Source organism: Dermacoccus sp. Ellin185 (assembly GCF_000152185.1).
In the GTDB taxonomy this organism is placed as follows: Bacteria; Actinomycetota; Actinomycetes; order Actinomycetales; family Dermatophilaceae; genus Dermacoccus; species Dermacoccus nishinomiyaensis.
Window position 1 is genome coordinate 1 of record NZ_AEIQ01000025.1, and the last position, 16,495, is coordinate 16,495.

The window sequence follows — 16,495 nt, forward strand, 5'->3', positions numbered from 1 at the left end:
ACCCTCATTCGTGAAGAGCCATCAAACGTCCGTGGCACGGGAGGAAAACCGCGATGTCCAACTCGAACGACGACCTGAACGAGCAGCCGACGCAGATGGCGTCGGCCGGTTCGCACGAGCAGGCCGGCGAGGGCCAGTCGACCTGGCAGAGCCAGGGTCCAGGGTCAGCAGGGTCAGCACCAGGCAGGCGGGCTCGGCGGGCAGTTCGCTGCCAACGAGGGCGAGACCCGCGCGATGCCGCACAACGCCTCGAACGCGCAGGGCTCGAACGGGTACGGCCAGGCCGCCGGCGGCCCCGGCCAGTACCCGCCGGTTCCCGGCTCCGATCCGCAGGGCGGCACCTACCAGACGTCGGGCGGGCAGCAGGGCTCGAACCCCTCGGGCCAGTACGGCTCGGGTTACGGCTCGGCGCCGCAGAACTCCACGCCCAACGGCCAGGGCGGCCAGTGGAACTCGGCTCCGCAGGGCGCGCCCTACGGCCAGAACGGCCAGGGTCAGCCCGCCCAGCAGAACGGCGGCTACAACTCCTCGCCGCAGGGCTACGCTTCCGGCGCGCAGGCTGGATACGCCAACACCAACCAGCAGGGCGCCGCCTACAACCCCGGCCAGCAGTACAACCAGGGCCAGACGGTGACGCAGAACCAGTACGCGCCCCAGAACGGCGCGACGGCCGACAAGCCCCGCCCCGGCATCGGCAAGACGCTCGGCTGGGGCCTCGTTGCCGCCTCGCTCCTCGCCATCATCGGTGTCTTCGGCACCTGGATGTGGCTGAAGATCGACGCCGGCACGCTCGGCAACTTCAACGCCTCGACGAACGGCATCGGCATGGAGTCGAGCAACATCCCCAACTCCGACTCCGCAGGTGATGACAACAAGGTGACGGACGGCTGGTTCGTCCTCATCCCCGCCATCATCGCCCTGGCTCTCGGCGTGCTGCGGGCGCTCGGCAAGATCCGCAAGCCCGTCATGTGGGCCGGCGCAGCGTTGGGCGGTATCGCCACGGCCGTCGCCGTCTACGACTACTTCGACGTCCGTGACAAGCTGGACGAGGCGAAGCAGGGCGCGAACGGCCTCGCCGGGTTCAGCGCCGGCAGCGGCTGGGGGCTGACGCTGTGCATCATCGCGGGCCTGCTCATGCTCATTACGAGCGTCATCAGCGCCCTGCGCGACTGACGAACACGCGCACCGCAGAGAGGCGCCTCACCCGAACAGGGTGGGGCGCCTCGGGCGTTGTCGGCGAAGATGACGGGCGCTGTGCAACTGTTCCAGCCGCAGCGTCGCCTGTGGACGGTGTCGGCTGTGGATGACGAACGCGCGGCCGGTCGTGGCGTCGCAAGACTGACGTCATGTTTCCCGCACCCGAACCGCAGCCCACGTCGTTGCCGTACCCGCTCCCACCGGCTCACCCGCGCGTAGGCAGCTACGGCCCGCCCATCGACGCACCCCACATGCCCCCGACTCAGAGCTTCGCGCCTGACGCTCGGGGCCACCACGACAGCGGGTGGAACCACGATCAGCCAATGCCCGGCGCCTGGTCTTCGGGCGCATGGTCGTCGGACGCATGGGCCTCAGGGCCGTGGACGCCCGGAACCGTCCCCCCGCAAGCCTGGTCGGCTGGGCCGTGGGCTCCTGGGGAGTGGACCGCGGCGGGGTGGCATCAGGGAAGTTGGCAACCCGGCCCATGGCAACCCCGCGCATGGCCGACGCAGCCCGCATCCGTGCCGCAGCATTCACCGCGCAAGAAGACGACAGCGGGGCTCCTGCAGATCGTCGGTGGCTGGGCGGGCCTTGGCCGGTTCTACGCCGGTGACTCACGCCGCGGCGGCATCCACCTCGCGGTGTTCAGCAGTGGCATCTTCGTGCCCGGCTGCACGATGCTCAGCGTGTTCATGGTCGCCTACGGCGTCATCGACGGCATCCAGATCCTCATCCTCAACGCCCGCGACGACACCGGCCGGTTGTTGAGCGAATGAGGAGGTTGCTGACGACAGCTCAGCGTGCTTCCAGATTTGAGATCAGGGTGCTGACCCGCTCGCGGCGGCCGTCTTCGGAGCCTCGGGGCCTCCGGTGCCGAGCGTATTGGTCGGCTCGGGAGCAGGCGGCGTCGTCGCCGGGGGCTGCGTGGGCGTAGGCGTCGTCGGGGCCTGCGTCGTCGGCGGCGGTGCGGACGTCGTGGTGGGTTTCATCGTCGTGGTGGTCGACGGCGCCGTGGTCGTCGACTTCGTCGTCGGCTTCGTCGACGTCGGCTTCGGTTTGGACGAGGTCGTCTTCGGCTTCGTCGTCGTGCGAGGCGCGCGCGTCGTCGTCGTGCGGGGCGCGCGCGTCGTCGGCGCGGTGCGAGTGGGCGCCGTGGTCGGTGCCACCGTCGTGGCCTCCGCGGTCGGCCGGTTCGACGAGGTCGTCGACGTGCTCGAGGAGGACGACGAACTCGAGCTCGATGAACTCGACGAAACAGACGATGAATTCGACGGCGTGGCCGATGCGCTCGACGCCACCGAGGCCGGGAGCTCGGAGTCGCTGTTGCTGCCGTAGTTCTTCGCGAACATGGTGGCACCGACCAACGCGCCGGCACCGATGATCGACGCCGTCACCACCCCGATGAACGCGCGACGACGAGACCGGTTGGCTTCTTCCTCAGCCAGCAGGTCATCGTGCTCGTCGTCATGCCAGAACGGCTCGTCCTCCACCATCGTCACGAGTCTACGAAGGTGCGACGCCGACGACAAACACGCAGCCGCGAACCTCGTCGGAGGGTGAGTCTGCGGTCCTCGACGTCCGGGACCCGCGCGCGTGCAGGGCACGCGGCCGTGGCGACATCAACGGTGTGTTCGAGCTCTCCGCACCCCTGCGGGGCGAGGATCTCGACACCGAGTCCGACATTCCACCGGGGCGAGCAGTCAGCTCGGTCGTCCAAGCCGCGCGGTCTTCCATGCGGCGCCGGCACTCAGTTCGACGCGAGGTCGCAGATGTTGTACCACCCCTGCAGGTTCGTCTCGTTCTTCTCGAACGACGTGAAGTTCCACGCCACCTTCGTGTACGCGGGCCGCCCGCGGCACGTGCCGAGCTTGGCCGTGATGTACGCCTTCTGCCGCGGCAGGTCGACCATCGAATCGGAGTTCTCGCCGTTCTCGGCGATGCCCGTGGCACGTGCCACCTGGCCGCCCCAGCTGCTCCACACGACGTCCGTCACGAACATCGTGTGGTGCGACGTGATGGCGAACGTCGACGGCTTGACCTTGCCGATGCCATCGGCGATGACCGGGCTGCCCGGCGTGAGAACTTGCTCGCGCCCGAACGTCACACCACTCACGGTGCTCGGCGTGGGATCACCCGGCGCAGGCGGGCGCTCGGAGGTCGCGCTGTACGTCGGCGAACTGCGCGTCGCCGACGCTGACGTCGGCTGCGGCGCCACCGTCGACGACGCAGGCGTCGTGGGGGCAGCGGTGCTCGACGTCGGGGCCGGCGTGGAAGTCGGCGCGCTCGAGGACACCGCCGTCGACGTGGTGGGTTGCGACGAGGTCCATGACGGCGTGGTCGACGCCGAGGTGGACGCCGTCGCCGTGAACGACGACGTGCCCGACGCCGGGTTCGACCCGTCGTCCGACGACGAACAACCCGTCAGGGCTGCGAGGCCGGCGATGAACGTGATGCTGACGATCCCCCGAGTTCTCATGCTTCAACGCTAGGCCGATACCAGGCGGTAGGGGTGCGAAGTGGCCGGGAATTCGGGGTGCGAGATCAGCAGGTTCACCATCGAGCCGACGAGCCCGCCACACGGTCGGCGGAACTCGCCGGCTGGACGAGATGCGTCAGGGGGTGACGACGATCTTGCCGCGCGTGTGGCCCTCGCGGCTCTGGGCGAAGGCGTCAGCGAGTCGCTCGAGCGGGTAGGTGGCGGCGATGTCGACGCGCAGCGCGCCGTCGTCGACGAGTTGCGCGAGCTTCGCGAGGTCGTCGGCGCTCGGGCGCACCCACGCATAGAGCCCGCCATTGAGCGCGACGCTCGGGTCGGCGACCGATACGTGCCGCCCGGCCGGGGTGAGCAGCTGCATCGTCTGCTCCTCGACGTCACCGACGTAGTCGGCGCTCACCGTCACGCCGTCGGGTGCGATGGCGCGCACACGCTCGACCAGGCCGTCACCGTATTCGACGACGTCGTCCGCCCCGAGGCCGCGCACGTACTCGTGGTTGCGCTCGGACGCGGTGCCGATGACACGCGCCCCGATGTGCTTCGCGATCTGCACCGCGTACGACCCGACGCCGCCGGCCGCACCGTGCACGAGCAGCGTGTCGTTGGCGTTGAGGTTGAGACGCGTCAGCGTCTGGTAGGCCGTGAGCCCGGCGAGGGGCAGGGAGGCCGCTTCCTCGAACGTCATCGACGCGGGCTTGCGAGTCGCGGTACGCACCGGGACGGTGACGAGTTCGGCGAACGTGCCGCCGGCCACGACGTCCTTGCGGGCGTACGCCATGATCTCGTCGCCGACGCGGAACTCGGGCGCGTCGAGCCCGACGGCCTCGACGACGCCCGCGACGTCCCAGCCCGGAACGGCGGGGAAGACCGTCATCATGAGCGGGTCGAGCCCGCCCGACATGACCTTCCAGTCGACGGGGTTGACGCTCGCCGCCTTGACGCGCACGAGCACCTCACCGGGGCCGACGCGCGGGGTGTCGAGATCGCGCAGTTCGAGAACACTGTCATCGCCGTAGCGGGAGTACGTCATTGCCTTCATGTTCGGTTCAATGACATGCCGGGCTCGCGTATTCCACGCAGGGAGAGGGCGGCCCGTCACCGGAACCGCCCCCTCATGCGCTCTTGTCAGACCCACGCACTCATGGGCCGAAGTAGGTCAAGGCGTTGCCGCCGCTCGTGACGAACCCGTCGCTGGTGGGGGAGTAGACCAAGGCCGTGGGCGGGGTGGAGCCGCCGTATTCGTCCTTGGGCAGGTCGAGCTTCCACGCCTCGGAGCCGTCGGCGACCTTGTTGCTCACGATCGCACCGTTCGTGGAGTCGAGGCTGACGAGCTGCTGACCTCCCCAGCAGAACTGGGGCTGGCCGTCGAGGGTGCGCGAAGACTTCTCCTTGCCGTCCTTGTCGAGGAACCAAGCCTTGTTGTCCAACGTCGTGAGCACCGTGCTGGACCCGCAGAACGCGGCAGGGTAGGCCTCGCCGGCCCCTGCGGACCAGTCCTCGTCGGTGCCCTCGTCGTTCAACTTGTGCACCTTGCCGCCGGAGACCTCGTACAGCGGCAGCAGCCCTGTGTCAGCCAGCATGGGTGAGGCAAGTGCGCTCGTCTCCTTCTTCATCTTGCCCTCGCCGTCGCGGAAGCGACCGTCTTTCATCGTGATGGGACGCCCCCGATCGTTGCCCAGGACAGCGGACTCCGCCTTGTCGGTCTGCTTGCCCGAGCTGTCGAGCGCGATGCCCTTGCCGTTGGAATCCTGGGCGCCGCGAACGTAGGTGATGCCGTCCAGCGTGAACAGCGGCGCCGCCGCCTGTCCCGACACCACACCGGAATTCGCGGCCATGCTGACGTTGTGCTCGTAGGTCCAGGCCGGCTTGCCGTCGTCGCCGAGGCGCGTCAGAGCGAGACTGGCCGTGTCGGAGCCACTGCTGGAGGCGCCGTCGTCGTCACCCTTCACCAGACCAGAGGCCAGCCACAGCGTGCCCGTCTTCTCCTGGTAGAGACCCTCACCATCCTTGATGGCTCGCTGCTTGGCGATACGGCCGTTCGAATCCATGGTCACGAGCTGCTGCTCAGGTTCTGAGGTGTCCTCCGACGAATCGCGAGGCGGTGAATACAAGCAGGCCCAGCCTCCCTTGTTCACCAGGGGCTGGCACGCGTTGAAGGACCCCTTGACCTGCCACGCCACCTGGCCCGTCGCCTCCTTGACCGCGACGACGGCTTCGTTCGGCACGGTCATGAGGATGAGCCCATTGGTGCCGTAGCTCAACACGGAGACGCCGGACGTGGCGTAGCTGCTGGTGTCGATGCCCGCAGCCCGAACGACGTCCTCACTCTTCAACGACCACTTCTGCTGCGGTGCTTGGTCAGGAGCCTTTCCCTGCAAGCTGAGCAGACTCGCATCGAGAGACGCCGAAGGTGCCGGGCGCATCGAATACGCGATGCCGGCGCCCCCGCCGACCGCGAGCAGGGCGGCCAGAGCGATGAGCGGAGCTTTGGGAATGGGTTTCCTGGGCTGGCGGGCTTCGGTGCCACCCAGTGGTGACGCCCCATGGGACGCCCACGGGGCGGTAAGCGCACTCGGGGCCTGAGGCCGCGGTGCCGCAGCAGCCTCAGCCGGGCCGGCAGATGTGGCCGTCGGCGCCTCGCGCTGATCGCCCGCCGAGGAACCTGTCCCGGCGGAGGCCGCGGCAGCCTCGACGGGGGCGCCGCACTGCATGCAGAAGCGAGTCTCGGGGGCCAGCTGGGCCCCACATCGTGCGCAGAACTTCACGGTTCGCCCTCTCAGCTCGACGAGGCGGGGCTCGAGTAGTTGCCCTTGCCGGGCTCGGCCAGAACGCGCAGATCGCCGAAGTCGAGCTGCGAGCTGTCACCCTTCGTATCCTCGGTACCGCCGCTGACGGATACTTCGATCTCGAGACGCAGAACGTTCGTCACGTCGAGGTCGAGGCTCTTCGGATCGTCACCGAACTTGACGACCTCCTGCCACAGTTGATGGTTGTCACCGCGAATCGTGACCTTGAACTGCTTGGCCTTGTCAGCCGCATCGCTGTCGACGGCGATGTCGCCGCGAAGGCGGCTGTAGGCACGGTTCAGGTTCAGCGCCATCGTCTCGGGCTCATCGTCGTACCCCGACATCGTGCCGCTGAGCATGTGTTCGTAGGTCTTGTTGGGAACCTTCCCCGACGTCTCGTAGAAGGGGTTGGACCCGACGAACAGCTCGCTCGAACTGCTCAGATACGTGACGTTCGCAGGCTGATCGAGCGTCACCTTGACGGTGTCGGGCGTGGACTGGCCGGCTGCCGTCTCCTGGGCGGAGATGACGGCACCACCGTTCATGCCCTCGACCAGATTCGTCTTGGAGGTCTCGAGCTTCACCTTCGAACTGAGCAGCGCCTGCGCCTCGTCGATCGACTTGCCCTTGAGGTCAGGCATCTTGGCGGGCTTGTCCTGCGCGTCGGACGGGGCCGCTGCACCGCTGCCGCCACCCGACGAACCCGCAGCGCTCGGGGACGCGGACGAGGCGGACGACTTCGAGTCGTCACCCTTCATCGAGTTGTAGGCAAAGGCGGCTCCGCCGCCCAGAACGACGACGGCGACGACGGCAGCTGCCATCTTCGCGACGTTGGAGCCGCCTCCCGAGCGGCGCTCGGTCGCGTCGCCCTCCGACAGGTTGACGGGCGTCTCGTCGCGCCGGGGGGCCGAGCGATCATCCGCGCCGTGCGGGTCGGACGAGGTCCACTCCGACGAATCCGCCGAGTTCGGGAAGCTGCGGTCAGCCTCAGACGTCGAGTCATGACCCGAGTCGTGGGTACCCCCGGCGGGCGAGGACGTCGTGAGGGTACGCGTCTCGTCGTCGTGCGACGCGAACGACGGGTACTGCGGCGTCCACGACGAGGAGGGGGACGAGCCGGTCGGAACGGCCTGGGTCTCCTGCTCGCTCTCGTGCTCCCGTGCCTGCGGCGCCGCCGTTTCCTTCTCGGGCTCCGGGGCTGGTGTCGCGGCCGCAGAGTTGGGCGCGAGCTGGGTGTCGTCGGCGTCAGCGGCGGGCTGCGGTTCCGGAGCTGCCGGGGTGACCGGCTTGCCGCACGACGAGCAGAACTTGTTCGACGCGTCGATGCGCGCGCCGCAGAAGGGGCAGAACCGCATGATCACACCTGGCCGTTCTGGTAGTTCTGGGCATCAGCCCACTGCTGTCCGCCGGCAGGCGCAGCCTGGGGGGCGGCATAGCGCGTCTGGGGGGCGATCGGCCCGGCCACACGACGCACGGCCGGCGGGATCGTCAGGGCTGCAGCCGCGACGAGAGGCAGCCAGAGATAAGCCCCCTCGGTGAAGGCTTCACACAGACCCCCGGAGGTCTTGGACGCTGCGAGCGTGATGAGGATCGTGAGGGAGAGCGTCACCGCGCTGAGAACGGCGATGAGGCGACCCATCGGGTTCGACTTGAGCAAGAAGGCGCACGCCGCGTAGACGAGGGCGGTGATGAACATGAGCACGAGGAACCACGTCTCGCCACCTGGGGTGTAGTCCGTACGCCCCCCGATGAAGGCGAGGGCGTTGAACAGGGCAGCGACGGCGGCCACCGCGAAACCGGGGACGACCCACTGCGTCAGACGGCGCGCGACCGAGGCGTCATCGGTCGCGGAGTCGCGGCCGTACGAGGCAACCTCGTGGGCCGTGGCAAGGGCCAGCGCGAGGGCGACGAGAGCCGCGCCGTGTCCCTGGCGAATAAGAGCAGCCCCGGACAGGTTGGTGTCTTCGGAAATCCACCCTCGCGTCATTAAGGCGAATGCGAGGCTGCCCGCGAGAGCGATGAGCAACCCATGGCCGAAGGCAGGGCGTGCCACGCCGATCCAGGCGACGAGCGCGCCGGCCAGAGCAACGAACAAGATGCTGCAGATGGCGGTGAGCCACTTTCCCTTGCCGGTTACTTGATCGTAACCAACGAAAGAGTCTGCTCCCATCCACTGGATGATCGAGACGACGCTGAGCACGACGCCCAGCGCAGCGATGGCGACGGTCGCCCAGCGCAGAACGTCAGCCGGCAGGGCGTCGCGCGCATCGTCGAGGCCCGTCAACGCGAAGCCCATGGCCATCGCGAGCATCGTGACCCCAATGACGGAGAACTTGTCAGAGTCCGGGCCGCCGAGCGTCGTCACGAGCGCCATGACGATGGCGATGAGCGCCGGCAGGCAGAGCACCGCGCGCACCGCGAAACGGACGATCGGCCGCATGGCTGCCCCGAGGAACTGAGGCAGCAGCGCGATCTGGGCGACGGCGGCGAGAGCGACGCCGATGCAGCCGATGAGCGGCAGCACCGAGTGGTGCGTCGCGTACTGCACCGGGGCTACGTAATCCCCCATGCCTTCAGAGCTGCTGCCATCGACGACCCACCAGTTGCCGAGGGCCGTCATCGCCAGGGTGACGGCGGCGAGGAGGCGCAGCAGGCCGGGCGTCAGGCCCTTCCAGTCGATCGCTGCACGCGGCGCCCCGCTCGTCTGAGCCCAGGCCGGCTGAGGGGCAGTCGACGAGTGACCCCCGAGCGGCGCCGAGGTTTGGCCCTGAAGGGGCGCCGAGGAAAACGACTGAGTGGGGTGAACCTGCGTTGAATCCACCGAGTCAGCCGGGGGCTGAGGGGTGCTCGTGCGCGAGGCGGCGGGAGCGGGGGCGGCGGGTGCCTGCCCGGCATCCTGGGCGGCGTGGGCGACCGGGTTGCCGCACGAGGTGCAGAATGCCGCTCCCTCCGTCAGCTGGTTGCCGCAATGGACGCAGAAGCGCATCGTCGTGCCTTTCGTGGAACGTGGATCTGTTGATCAGTTGTCGTGGGGTGCGTTGAGATGCTGCTCGCCGCAGCGGGTGAGGTCGCCGTCGAAGTGCTCTGAGCACCAGGCTGTGGCTTTCTCCTGCGTCGCCGTGTCGGCGTTGACGACGACGGCCATCCAGCCGTCGCGGCCCTTGATGGCGGAGTTCTGCAAACCGGCGTCGCTGAGCTTGAGAATGTGCAGGTCGGCGCCGTACTTCTCGCGCAGGGCTTTCATCTCGGCCTCGATCTCGACGGCCGTGTAGGGCTCAGGGTGGCCGGCATCCTTGTCGGTGGCGCCCACCCATTTCGACGACAGCCGTGCGCCCCACGAGTCCTCCGCGATGTTCGTCGCGGAAAGACCCTGCGAGGCCCACTCGTTCAGCTGGGAGATGGCCGCGCCTTCGCTGGAACCGGATGACGACTCGGCTGAGCCACTCTGGCCGGAGGACGTCTGGCTCGCCGGGGCCGAGCCTTGGCTCGCGGTCGAGGAACCGCCGCCGGACGTCGGGGGCGCGGCGAGCGTCGAGGTCGGGGCGACGGAAGCGGAGACGGTCTGGGGGACGGCAGTGTGCGGAGAGTCGTCGTGCTTGCTCATGGCGTTCACCGCGAAGAACGAGCCGAGGCCCAGGGCGACCAGGCCGACGGTGATCCCGGCGGTCTTCGCCATCACATTCTGGTTCGACTTCTTCGCGGGGGTAGGAGCGGCGGACGCGGGAGCCGCGGCGGGGTTGGGGTCCACGCGGGCGCCGCATCGGGAGCAGAAGGAGCCCGGGTCGGGCGCGCCACACTTAGGGCAATTCATACGATCTCTTTCATCGGCGTGAGGTGAGAAAACCGCACCTGCGCCGATTGATGACGATCGGCCGAATGGTTTCCCCCGCTCGTCAGGATAAACACAGCCGCTGATCGGTTCGCGTTCAGCAACGCTGATCGTGTGCGAATCGTGATGCGCGGACGACGTGACGCCGGTTTGCATGTCTTTGGGACCATGTAGTGGTGATGGAAGAACGCTTGGACGGTGAGGGCGCGATCGGGCGCCGACGTGATGATCCGACGGCCCGCGCGGATCCTGCCCCGTCGGATCGCCCCGTCCTCGACGTCGGGCTCGTCGTCTCACCCGTAGCGCTGCTGACAACCGAGACGCTCGCGTCCGACGTGACGGCGGCGCTCGCGGCGCAGTACCCGCAGGTCGAGTGGAACCTCGTCGTCGTCGAAGATCGTCTCGCCGAACCGCCCGTCACGCCCCTCGACCTCATCGAGACGGCACGTGATCGGATGCTCGACGAGAACTGGGATCTCGTGCTCGTCCTCACCGATCTGCCGCTCAAAGACGGGCGCCGTGTCGTGCAGACGCAGCTGTCGCCCGTCCATGGCGTCGGGCTCGTCGTCGTGCCGGCCCTCGGTGTCGTGCAGGTGGCGACGAAAGTGCGCGCCGCGTGCGTGCGTCTCGTCGAGGAGCTGCTCGACTTCGACGAGGACGACACGAGCGGCGACATCGACCGCCGTGCCCGCCAGCGGGCCGAGGACGTCGAGGGGCGCGACGACGAGAACCCGGTGCAGTTCGCGGCGCGCGTGCTCGGCGGCAACGTTGGCGTGCTGCTCGGGCTCGTGCGAGCCAACCGTCCGCTGACGCTCGCGCTGCGCCTCAGCCAACTCATCGCGGTGACGGCGGCAGCCGGCGCGCTCACGCTCATCACGCCCGACATCTGGGTGCTCGCCACGAACTACGGGCCGTGGAGGCTCGGCCCTGCTGTCGGTGGTCGCCGTTGTGGCCGTAGAGGTTTCGCTGATCGTCGGGGCGAAGTTGTGGGAACGCCCGCGCCGCAAGGCCGAGCGCGAACAAGTGATGCTCTTCAACGTCGCCACAGCCCTGACGATGACGATCGGCGTCAGCGTCTTCTACCTCGCCGTGTTCCTGCTGGCGCTCGCTGCCGCTTTCCTGCTGCTCGACGGGCATTCGTTCCAGCAGTTGTCGGATCAGTCGTGGTCGATCGGCAAGATCGTCGAGAGCGCCTGGATGACGGCGTCACTCGCGACGCTGGGCGGCGCTGTCGGAGCAGGCCTCGAGGAGGACGACATCACCCGCGCCGCGGCCTACACGCGCGAGTCGGACGAGGGCTGAGCCTCGCCTCAGTGGCGCTCCGACGAACTGTCGAAGTAGCTGATGAGCTGCAGCATCTCGGGCAGCACGTGATCGTCATCAGCGGAGTTCGCCGCGCGCAGCGCACTGATCTCGTGGTGCAGCCTCTCCATGTCGGCGTCGAGACGGCTGGCCGTGTGCGCCGCCGTCGTCAGCTCCGAGAGCAGGTGCGCGGGCACGTCGCCGTCGTACTTGTAGTAGATCTTGTGCTCGAGGCTCGCCCAGAAATCCATGGCGATGGTGCGCAACTGCACCTCGACGGGCACGGGCTGCGGGCCCGTCGACAAGAAGACCGGCACCTCGACGATGAGATGCAGGCTGCGATACCCGTTCGGCTTCGGGTGCGCGACGTAGTCCTTCTGCTCGAGCAGCGTGACGTCGTCCTGCGCGAGCAACAGGTCGCGGACACGGTAGACGTCATGCGTGAACGAACAGATGACGCGGATGCCGGCGATGTCCGTGACGCGCGCCCGGACGTCGTCGAAGTGGTGGCAGTCGCGTTTGCGGGCCTTGCGCAGCAGTGACTGCATCGACTTCAGGCGCGTGCTGACGCTCTCGATGGGGCTGTAGCTGTCGGTGTGCGTGAACTCGCGTTGCAGCACGCGCAGCTTCGTCTCGATCTCGTCGATGGCCGGACGGTACGGGACCATGAACTGCTCGACGGCCGCGATCCGCTCACGCGCCTCCTGAGCCGACAGGACGGGACGAGGCATGGTGCGAATCGGTCATCGGTGAGCTCCAGCACATGGTCGGGACGCCCCCAGCGTAGGCCTGCACCCCTGCGCGTGCGCTGAGCAGCCGCTCAACCCTTTGTCAGACCGCGTTCGATCATGCTGCGGGTTCGACGAACGTCATCGCGAACGCGGCTGGGCGGCTCGTATCCGCACACAGCGTCGCGTAGGGGGTGACGGGGGTTTCGGCGACGTCGGCGGGTGACGCGTCGGGCGTCGTCGTCAGCGTGGCGAGGGTGAACGGGTTGGTGATGGTCATGCGTGATCCTTCGAGTCAGGTGGCCGGTCGGCGGCGCGATGGTTCGCGGCTTCGCGTCGTGGCGAGGTGGGGATCCGGGCCGGGCGTCACGGACGCGGGGCGGGGATCATCGAGCGGGGCCGGAGAGATCTCGTCGGCTGCGTGCTCGTGTTCCACTCAACCACACGACGCGCGATTTCATGCCATCGGGGTGCGGCGTGGCGCTGTGCCCAACCGAGCGGTACGGACGGCGCGGGCTCCCGCCGCGCGTGGATTTCGGGGTTTTTTCTTCGGCTCGACGTCTTGTGAGCCGCCGTCGACGGGCGGAGGCTGACGTCGAGGCACCAAGGAGGCCACCATGACCGTGACCGGGCTCGAAGCCGACACCGCCACGGCCTACCGCAGGTTCGCCACGAACGAAGCTCGCGGAAACTCGCCGATCTATGAGGCAATCTGCCAGCGCATCGCGGATGACGACGCCGTCCTCTCGCTCATCGCGACGCTGCCTGCGCCCAAGCGTCAGCCCAACCTCGTCCTGGGCGCTGCGCGCTACCTCGACGCGCCGTCCGACGATGCGTCGTCGTTCGTCAACTGGCTGCGCGAGCACTGGGACGAGGTGCGCGCAGTGGCGCTCTCGCGGGCCACCCAGACGAACGAGGTCGGGCGATGCGCGACGCTGCTGCCGTTCATCGCTGATGCGGCGCGTGCAGCGGGCGACGGCCGGATCGCGCTCGTCGAGGTCGGGTGCTCGGCCGGGTTGGCGCTCTACCCCGACCTCTATGCCTATCAGTACGTCGCCGAGTCCGAGGCTGGCGAAGACCCCGCCGCCGGTGGCGCTGACGACGAGGGTGTCGACCCAGGCGGCGAGTGCAAAGACGCACCCGCTGGTGGGGCGATGGCTTCCCGGGGGCGCGAATCCTCATGCGATGACGAGGTGTTCGAGCCGCGAGAGGCGTCGGGTCCGTTCGGGGTTGACGGGGTCGACCGGCCGCTGCTTGACGTGCGTGGTCGCCGGCGCACTCGACGAGATGACGAACGCAACGCCGTGTGCGCCGACGATCGCATGGCGTGGCGGCCTCGATCTCAATCCACTCGATGTGTTGTCCGATGACCCCGAGGCTCTCGACAACGCCCGTTGGTTGCGAGCGCTCGTGTGGCCCGGCCAGGTCGAACGCGCATCGCGGCTCGCTGCGGCGATCGACACCGTCAGGCGGCACGTGACGTCGCACCCCGAGGACGCCGCGCACATCGTCCGTGGCGATGTCGTCGACGACCTCGAGCGCCTCGTCGCGCAGGTGCCCGACGAGCTGCACCTCGTGCTGTTCCACTCGGCCGTGCTTGCCTACGTCGACGATGACACCCGCGCACGATTCGAACGTCGCCTGCGCGAGTTGACGCATCGGCCCGGTGGTTTCACGTGGATCAGCAACGAGGCGCCCAGCGTCATGCCAGGCATGCGCGACGCGGTAGCTGCTGCCTGGGAACCACGTGATCTGCGGGGACGTTTCGTGCTCGCCGTCGACGGGCAACCCCGCGCTCTGACGGGGCCCCACGGGCAGTCGCTGACAGCGTGGGATGCCACGAACTGAGCTTCCCCCCGTGATGTGGCCGGAGGGGGCGAGAGCCTGACGCCAGCTGGTTAGCCGCCTGTGGCTGGCGACCCTGCCTCAACTGCGATTCTTGTCCACATTCGCTCGACCTCACTCAGGCGGGCGCACGGCCCCCGCCCACCTCTGCCTACGGTGCATCCCAGTCAGCCGGCTCCAGGGGCACGGACGGTGGTGACGCCGTCGTCTCCGCGTCGGTGATGTGACGAGCGACGGCTGAGGCCGAGACCTCGCCCATCCGTCGTCGGTCCGGAGGCAGCGGCGCCATGAATGTGACCGTGGATCGCCGATGGGGACGGGATCCGCGAATGTGGACGAGAATCGCCGATGGGGACAGGAATCGCGGATGGGTAAGGAGCGGGGGTGGGGCTCCGGCCACGGCCACGACCAGATCGCCGAGGTGCGAGCGGGCCAACGGGCGAGCGGCGGGGCGTCAGCGCACGTGGAGGGCCATGCGGAGAGCGCCGATGGCTTCGGCCATGCAGCGTCGCCCGAGGTCCGTCGCGAGGATGTTGATGAACGGGTGCACGGCGTCGGTGTGCACGCGCAACGTCGTCGCCACACCTGCGTCGGAGAGCTTGCGCGCGTAGGCGTTTCCCTCGTCACGCAACGGATCGAATCCCGCGACGGCGACGTACGCCGGTGCCAGCCCGCGCTCCACGAGCTGCCCCAGATCATCGGCCAACAGCGGTGAGACGCGCGGGTCGCGGCGCATCGCATCGACGTCGTCCGGCAGCGTTCCGCCTCCGAGGTAGTTCGCCTCGTACCAATCCATGTTGGCGCGCGTGAGGAAGTAGCCCTCGCTGAACAGTTCGTAGCTGCGCGAGCGCGGCAGCGTCAGGTCGGTGACGGGTACGAACAGCATCTGCCACGCAGGTTGCGGTCCGCCGACACGGGCGCATTCCTGCGCGACGACGGCTGCGAGGTTGCCGCCGGCCGAATCGCCTCCCACCGCAATGCGATTCGGGTCGATGCCGAGTGCGTCAGCATGTGCATGCGCCCAGCGAAACGCCGCGACGGCGTCGTCGACGGCAGCGGGGAACACATGTTCAGGAGCGAGGCGGTAGTCGACGTTGAGCACCGCCACCTCGCCGCCCGCGCACAACGCCCGAGCGACGGCGTCGTGCGTGTGATGCGATCCCAACACCCACCCGCCGCCGTGGAAGTACACCAGCAGCGGCAGCGGGTCTGCGCGAGGCTCGCGGTTGTCGACGTTCGGGGCGTCCGTGCGAGCAGCGACCGCCGCGCCGGCCTCCTCCGCGCCGGCTTCCGAGGTGCCGACTTCTCCCGCATCGGGGTCGACGACGCGCGCATGCTTGCCCACCACCGTCACGGGCGAGGGGTGCGGGCGGTACAGGCGGGCGGGGATGTCTCCGGCGCCGTACGACGAGCCGTCGAGGACGACATCTTCGACGTTCGCAACATCAGCGAGTTCACCTGCGAAGAGCCACGATTCGGCTGCGAGAGCGTGACGGGCGTCAGCGACCGAGCGCTCGTCGAGCTCTTTGCCTCCGATGCGTCCGAGCACCTTCAACCCGACGGTGATGTCGGGGTCGAGCGCCCCACCGTCGACGATGTGCGGTTGGCCTGCGGCACGATGACGAACGGCTCGCGGCAGCGCGAGCAACGCTTCGAACGCGCGTCGCTGCGCACGATCAGCGACCGACGGGAGGAAAGGGGCATTGCCGGGAGTCACGTCTTCACTATGCCGCCTCGCGTCGACGCTGCGGGTCATAGGAATCTGTGTTCATGCGAATCGAAGCGCCGGTGGATCGCGCCGCCCCCGTGCCGCTGTCCGTGGGCTGGCGGTGAATTCGGTCGAGCCCCGGAACGTCACGGGGCTCAACATCTAGGGTTGGAAGAATGGTGGAGGAGAAGCTCATTCGGGTCGCTGCGGTCGTCTTTCGGAACGCCGAAGGTCACGTGCTGACGGTCCGCAAGCGCGGCACGCAGCGGTTCATGCTGCCCGGCGGCAAGCTCGAGGACGGAGAAACGTTCGCTCAGACGGCGTCGCGTGAGGTCGAGGAGGAGCTGGGGCTCGTGGTCTCGGCGGCCGAGCTCGAGCCGCTCGGCGAGTTCCGCTCCGACGCGGCGAACGAACCAGGTTTCGCCCTCGAGTCCCACGTGTTCACCTACCCCGGAGAGCTGACGCAGACGCCGCGCGTCGCCGCCGAGATCGAGGAACTGCGGTGGTTCACGGAGGCACAGTTGCGCGAGCCGGAGGGCGACGTCCTGCTCGCTCCGATGCTCGAGTTCAACGCCGTCCCTGCGATCTTCGGCTGACGCCTCCTGC

18 protein-coding genes and 2 pseudogenes are annotated in these 16,495 nt (G+C 68.4%); 8 read left to right on the forward strand and 12 right to left on the reverse strand.

Going from position 1 to position 16,495, the window contains the following annotated elements; translation table 11 throughout:
- The first annotated feature begins 234 nt into the window (after positions 1 to 234).
- The 3 genes from HMPREF0321_RS00970 to HMPREF0321_RS16270 all read left to right on the forward strand — a co-directional run bounded on the left by HMPREF0321_RS00970 (position 235) and on the right by HMPREF0321_RS16270 (position 2,532).
- Positions 235 to 1,173, forward strand: a complete 939-nt coding sequence (locus HMPREF0321_RS00970) for a hypothetical protein (RefSeq protein ID WP_006943500.1) — start codon at positions 235 to 237, stop codon at positions 1,171 to 1,173.
- A 545-nt stretch (positions 1,174 to 1,718) separates the two neighbouring features.
- Positions 1,719 to 1,973: an NINE protein gene (locus HMPREF0321_RS16265; protein WP_006943521.1), complete on the forward strand. Its 255-nt coding sequence runs from the start codon at positions 1,719 to 1,721 to the stop codon at positions 1,971 to 1,973.
- A 94-nt stretch (positions 1,974 to 2,067) separates the two neighbouring features.
- Positions 2,068 to 2,532, forward strand: a complete 465-nt coding sequence (locus HMPREF0321_RS16270; RefSeq protein ID WP_160126161.1) for a hypothetical protein — start codon at positions 2,068 to 2,070, stop codon at positions 2,530 to 2,532.
- A 412-nt stretch (positions 2,533 to 2,944) separates the two neighbouring features.
- Here HMPREF0321_RS16270 and HMPREF0321_RS00985 read toward each other — a convergent pair whose 3' ends face one another.
- Positions 2,945 to 3,310: a hypothetical protein gene (locus tag HMPREF0321_RS00985; protein ID WP_040014229.1), complete on the reverse strand. Its 366-nt coding sequence runs from the start codon at positions 3,308 to 3,310 to the stop codon at positions 2,945 to 2,947.
- Between the two features lie 10 nt (positions 3,311 to 3,320).
- Here HMPREF0321_RS00985 and HMPREF0321_RS00990 point away from each other — a divergent pair, with 10 nt between their 5' ends.
- Positions 3,321 to 3,686, forward strand: coding sequence for a hypothetical protein (locus tag HMPREF0321_RS00990; protein WP_139023510.1), 366 nt, complete (start codon positions 3,321 to 3,323; stop codon positions 3,684 to 3,686).
- Positions 3,687 to 3,809: 123 nt separating this feature from the next.
- Here HMPREF0321_RS00990 and HMPREF0321_RS00995 read toward each other — a convergent pair whose 3' ends face one another.
- The 8 genes and pseudogenes from HMPREF0321_RS00995 to HMPREF0321_RS16895 all read right to left on the reverse strand — a co-directional run bounded on the left by HMPREF0321_RS00995 (position 3,810) and on the right by HMPREF0321_RS16895 (position 11,139).
- Positions 3,810 to 4,730 carry an NADP-dependent oxidoreductase gene (locus HMPREF0321_RS00995; RefSeq protein ID WP_006943522.1) on the reverse strand — a complete coding sequence of 307 codons (921 nt, stop codon included), beginning with the start codon at positions 4,728 to 4,730 and terminating at the stop codon, positions 3,810 to 3,812.
- A gap of 100 nt (positions 4,731 to 4,830) precedes the next feature.
- Positions 4,831 to 6,024: a hypothetical protein gene (locus HMPREF0321_RS01000; protein WP_254653951.1), complete on the reverse strand. Its 1,194-nt coding sequence runs from the start codon at positions 6,022 to 6,024 to the stop codon at positions 4,831 to 4,833.
- 363 nt (positions 6,025 to 6,387) lie between these two features.
- Positions 6,388 to 6,456 (reverse strand): annotated as a pseudogene (locus HMPREF0321_RS17305) (zinc-ribbon domain-containing protein); the annotation flags it as partial.
- Positions 6,457 to 6,467: 11 nt separating this feature from the next.
- Positions 6,468 to 7,832: an NPCBM/NEW2 domain-containing protein gene (locus tag HMPREF0321_RS01005; RefSeq protein ID WP_139023511.1), complete on the reverse strand. Its 1,365-nt coding sequence runs from the start codon at positions 7,830 to 7,832 to the stop codon at positions 6,468 to 6,470.
- A gap of 2 nt (positions 7,833 to 7,834) precedes the next feature.
- Positions 7,835 to 9,097, reverse strand: a complete 1,263-nt coding sequence (locus tag HMPREF0321_RS01010) for a hypothetical protein (protein ID WP_254653952.1) — start codon at positions 9,095 to 9,097, stop codon at positions 7,835 to 7,837.
- A 297-nt stretch (positions 9,098 to 9,394) separates the two neighbouring features.
- Positions 9,395 to 9,463 (reverse strand): annotated as a pseudogene (locus tag HMPREF0321_RS17310) (zinc-ribbon domain-containing protein); the annotation flags it as partial.
- Between the two features lie 33 nt (positions 9,464 to 9,496).
- A complete protein-coding gene (locus HMPREF0321_RS16275) occupies positions 9,497 to 10,225 on the reverse strand; it encodes a hypothetical protein (protein ID WP_217490507.1) in 729 nt (242 codons plus the stop codon).
- Between the two features lie 374 nt (positions 10,226 to 10,599).
- Positions 10,600 to 11,139 (reverse strand): hypothetical protein, encoded by a 540-nt coding sequence (locus HMPREF0321_RS16895; RefSeq protein WP_254653953.1) that lies wholly within the window; start codon positions 11,137 to 11,139, stop codon positions 10,600 to 10,602.
- Between the two features lie 103 nt (positions 11,140 to 11,242).
- Between HMPREF0321_RS16895 and HMPREF0321_RS16900 the strand changes: the two genes are divergently transcribed.
- Positions 11,243 to 11,608: a hypothetical protein gene (locus HMPREF0321_RS16900; RefSeq protein ID WP_254653954.1), complete on the forward strand. Its 366-nt coding sequence runs from the start codon at positions 11,243 to 11,245 to the stop codon at positions 11,606 to 11,608.
- Between the two features lie 8 nt (positions 11,609 to 11,616).
- Here the strand turns inward: HMPREF0321_RS16900 and HMPREF0321_RS17225 are convergent, their stop codons facing one another.
- Positions 11,617 to 12,339, reverse strand: coding sequence for a GTP pyrophosphokinase family protein (locus tag HMPREF0321_RS17225; RefSeq protein WP_006943562.1), 723 nt, complete (start codon positions 12,337 to 12,339; stop codon positions 11,617 to 11,619).
- A 115-nt stretch (positions 12,340 to 12,454) separates the two neighbouring features.
- The gene (locus HMPREF0321_RS16280) at positions 12,455 to 12,616 is read right to left on the reverse strand and encodes a hypothetical protein (RefSeq protein WP_156444974.1); all 162 of its coding nucleotides are present in this window, start codon (positions 12,614 to 12,616) and stop codon (positions 12,455 to 12,457) included.
- Positions 12,617 to 12,953: 337 nt separating this feature from the next.
- Here HMPREF0321_RS16280 and HMPREF0321_RS14540 point away from each other — a divergent pair, with 337 nt between their 5' ends.
- The gene (locus HMPREF0321_RS14540) at positions 12,954 to 13,706 is read left to right on the forward strand and encodes a DUF2332 family protein (protein WP_006943519.1); all 753 of its coding nucleotides are present in this window, start codon (positions 12,954 to 12,956) and stop codon (positions 13,704 to 13,706) included.
- Positions 13,624 to 14,184 carry a DUF2332 family protein gene (locus HMPREF0321_RS15265; RefSeq protein ID WP_175282448.1) on the forward strand — a complete coding sequence of 187 codons (561 nt, stop codon included), beginning with the start codon at positions 13,624 to 13,626 and terminating at the stop codon, positions 14,182 to 14,184. The genes HMPREF0321_RS14540 and HMPREF0321_RS15265 overlap by 83 nt, the downstream gene beginning before the upstream one ends.
- A gap of 451 nt (positions 14,185 to 14,635) precedes the next feature.
- Here the strand turns inward: HMPREF0321_RS15265 and HMPREF0321_RS01040 are convergent, their stop codons facing one another.
- Entirely contained in the window at positions 14,636 to 15,898 is a 1,263-nt protein-coding gene (locus HMPREF0321_RS01040; RefSeq protein ID WP_254653955.1) for an alpha/beta hydrolase, read from the reverse strand.
- A gap of 167 nt (positions 15,899 to 16,065) precedes the next feature.
- Here HMPREF0321_RS01040 and HMPREF0321_RS01045 point away from each other — a divergent pair, with 167 nt between their 5' ends.
- The gene (locus HMPREF0321_RS01045; RefSeq protein ID WP_040014232.1) at positions 16,066 to 16,485 is read left to right on the forward strand and encodes an NUDIX domain-containing protein; all 420 of its coding nucleotides are present in this window, start codon (positions 16,066 to 16,068) and stop codon (positions 16,483 to 16,485) included.
- Positions 16,486 to 16,495: the final 10 nt, after the last annotated feature.

Bases quoted from the DNA above. Each gene is read 5' to 3' on its own strand.
- HMPREF0321_RS16280 (WP_156444974.1), bottom strand. From the start codon at position 12,616: ATGACCATCACCAACCCGTTCACCCTCGCCACGCTGACGACGACGCCC.
- HMPREF0321_RS15265 (WP_175282448.1), top strand. From the start codon at position 13,624: ATGACGAACGCAACGCCGTGTGCGCCGACGATCGCATGGCGTGGCGGC.
- HMPREF0321_RS01045 (WP_040014232.1), top strand. From the start codon at position 16,066: ATGGTGGAGGAGAAGCTCATTCGGGTCGCTGCGGTCGTCTTTCGGAAC.
- HMPREF0321_RS00995 (WP_006943522.1), bottom strand. From the start codon at position 4,730: ATGAAGGCAATGACGTACTCCCGCTACGGCGATGACAGTGTTCTCGAA.
- HMPREF0321_RS17225 (WP_006943562.1), bottom strand. From the start codon at position 12,339: ATGCCTCGTCCCGTCCTGTCGGCTCAGGAGGCGCGTGAGCGGATCGCG.
- HMPREF0321_RS01010 (WP_254653952.1), bottom strand. From the start codon at position 9,097: ATGACGGCCCTCGGCAACTGGTGGGTCGTCGATGGCAGCAGCTCTGAA.
- HMPREF0321_RS00970 (WP_006943500.1), top strand. From the start codon at position 235: ATGCCGCACAACGCCTCGAACGCGCAGGGCTCGAACGGGTACGGCCAG.
- HMPREF0321_RS14540 (WP_006943519.1), top strand. From the start codon at position 12,954: ATGACCGTGACCGGGCTCGAAGCCGACACCGCCACGGCCTACCGCAGG.
- HMPREF0321_RS01005 (WP_139023511.1), bottom strand. From the start codon at position 7,832: ATGCGGTTCTGCCCCTTCTGCGGCGCGCGCATCGACGCGTCGAACAAG.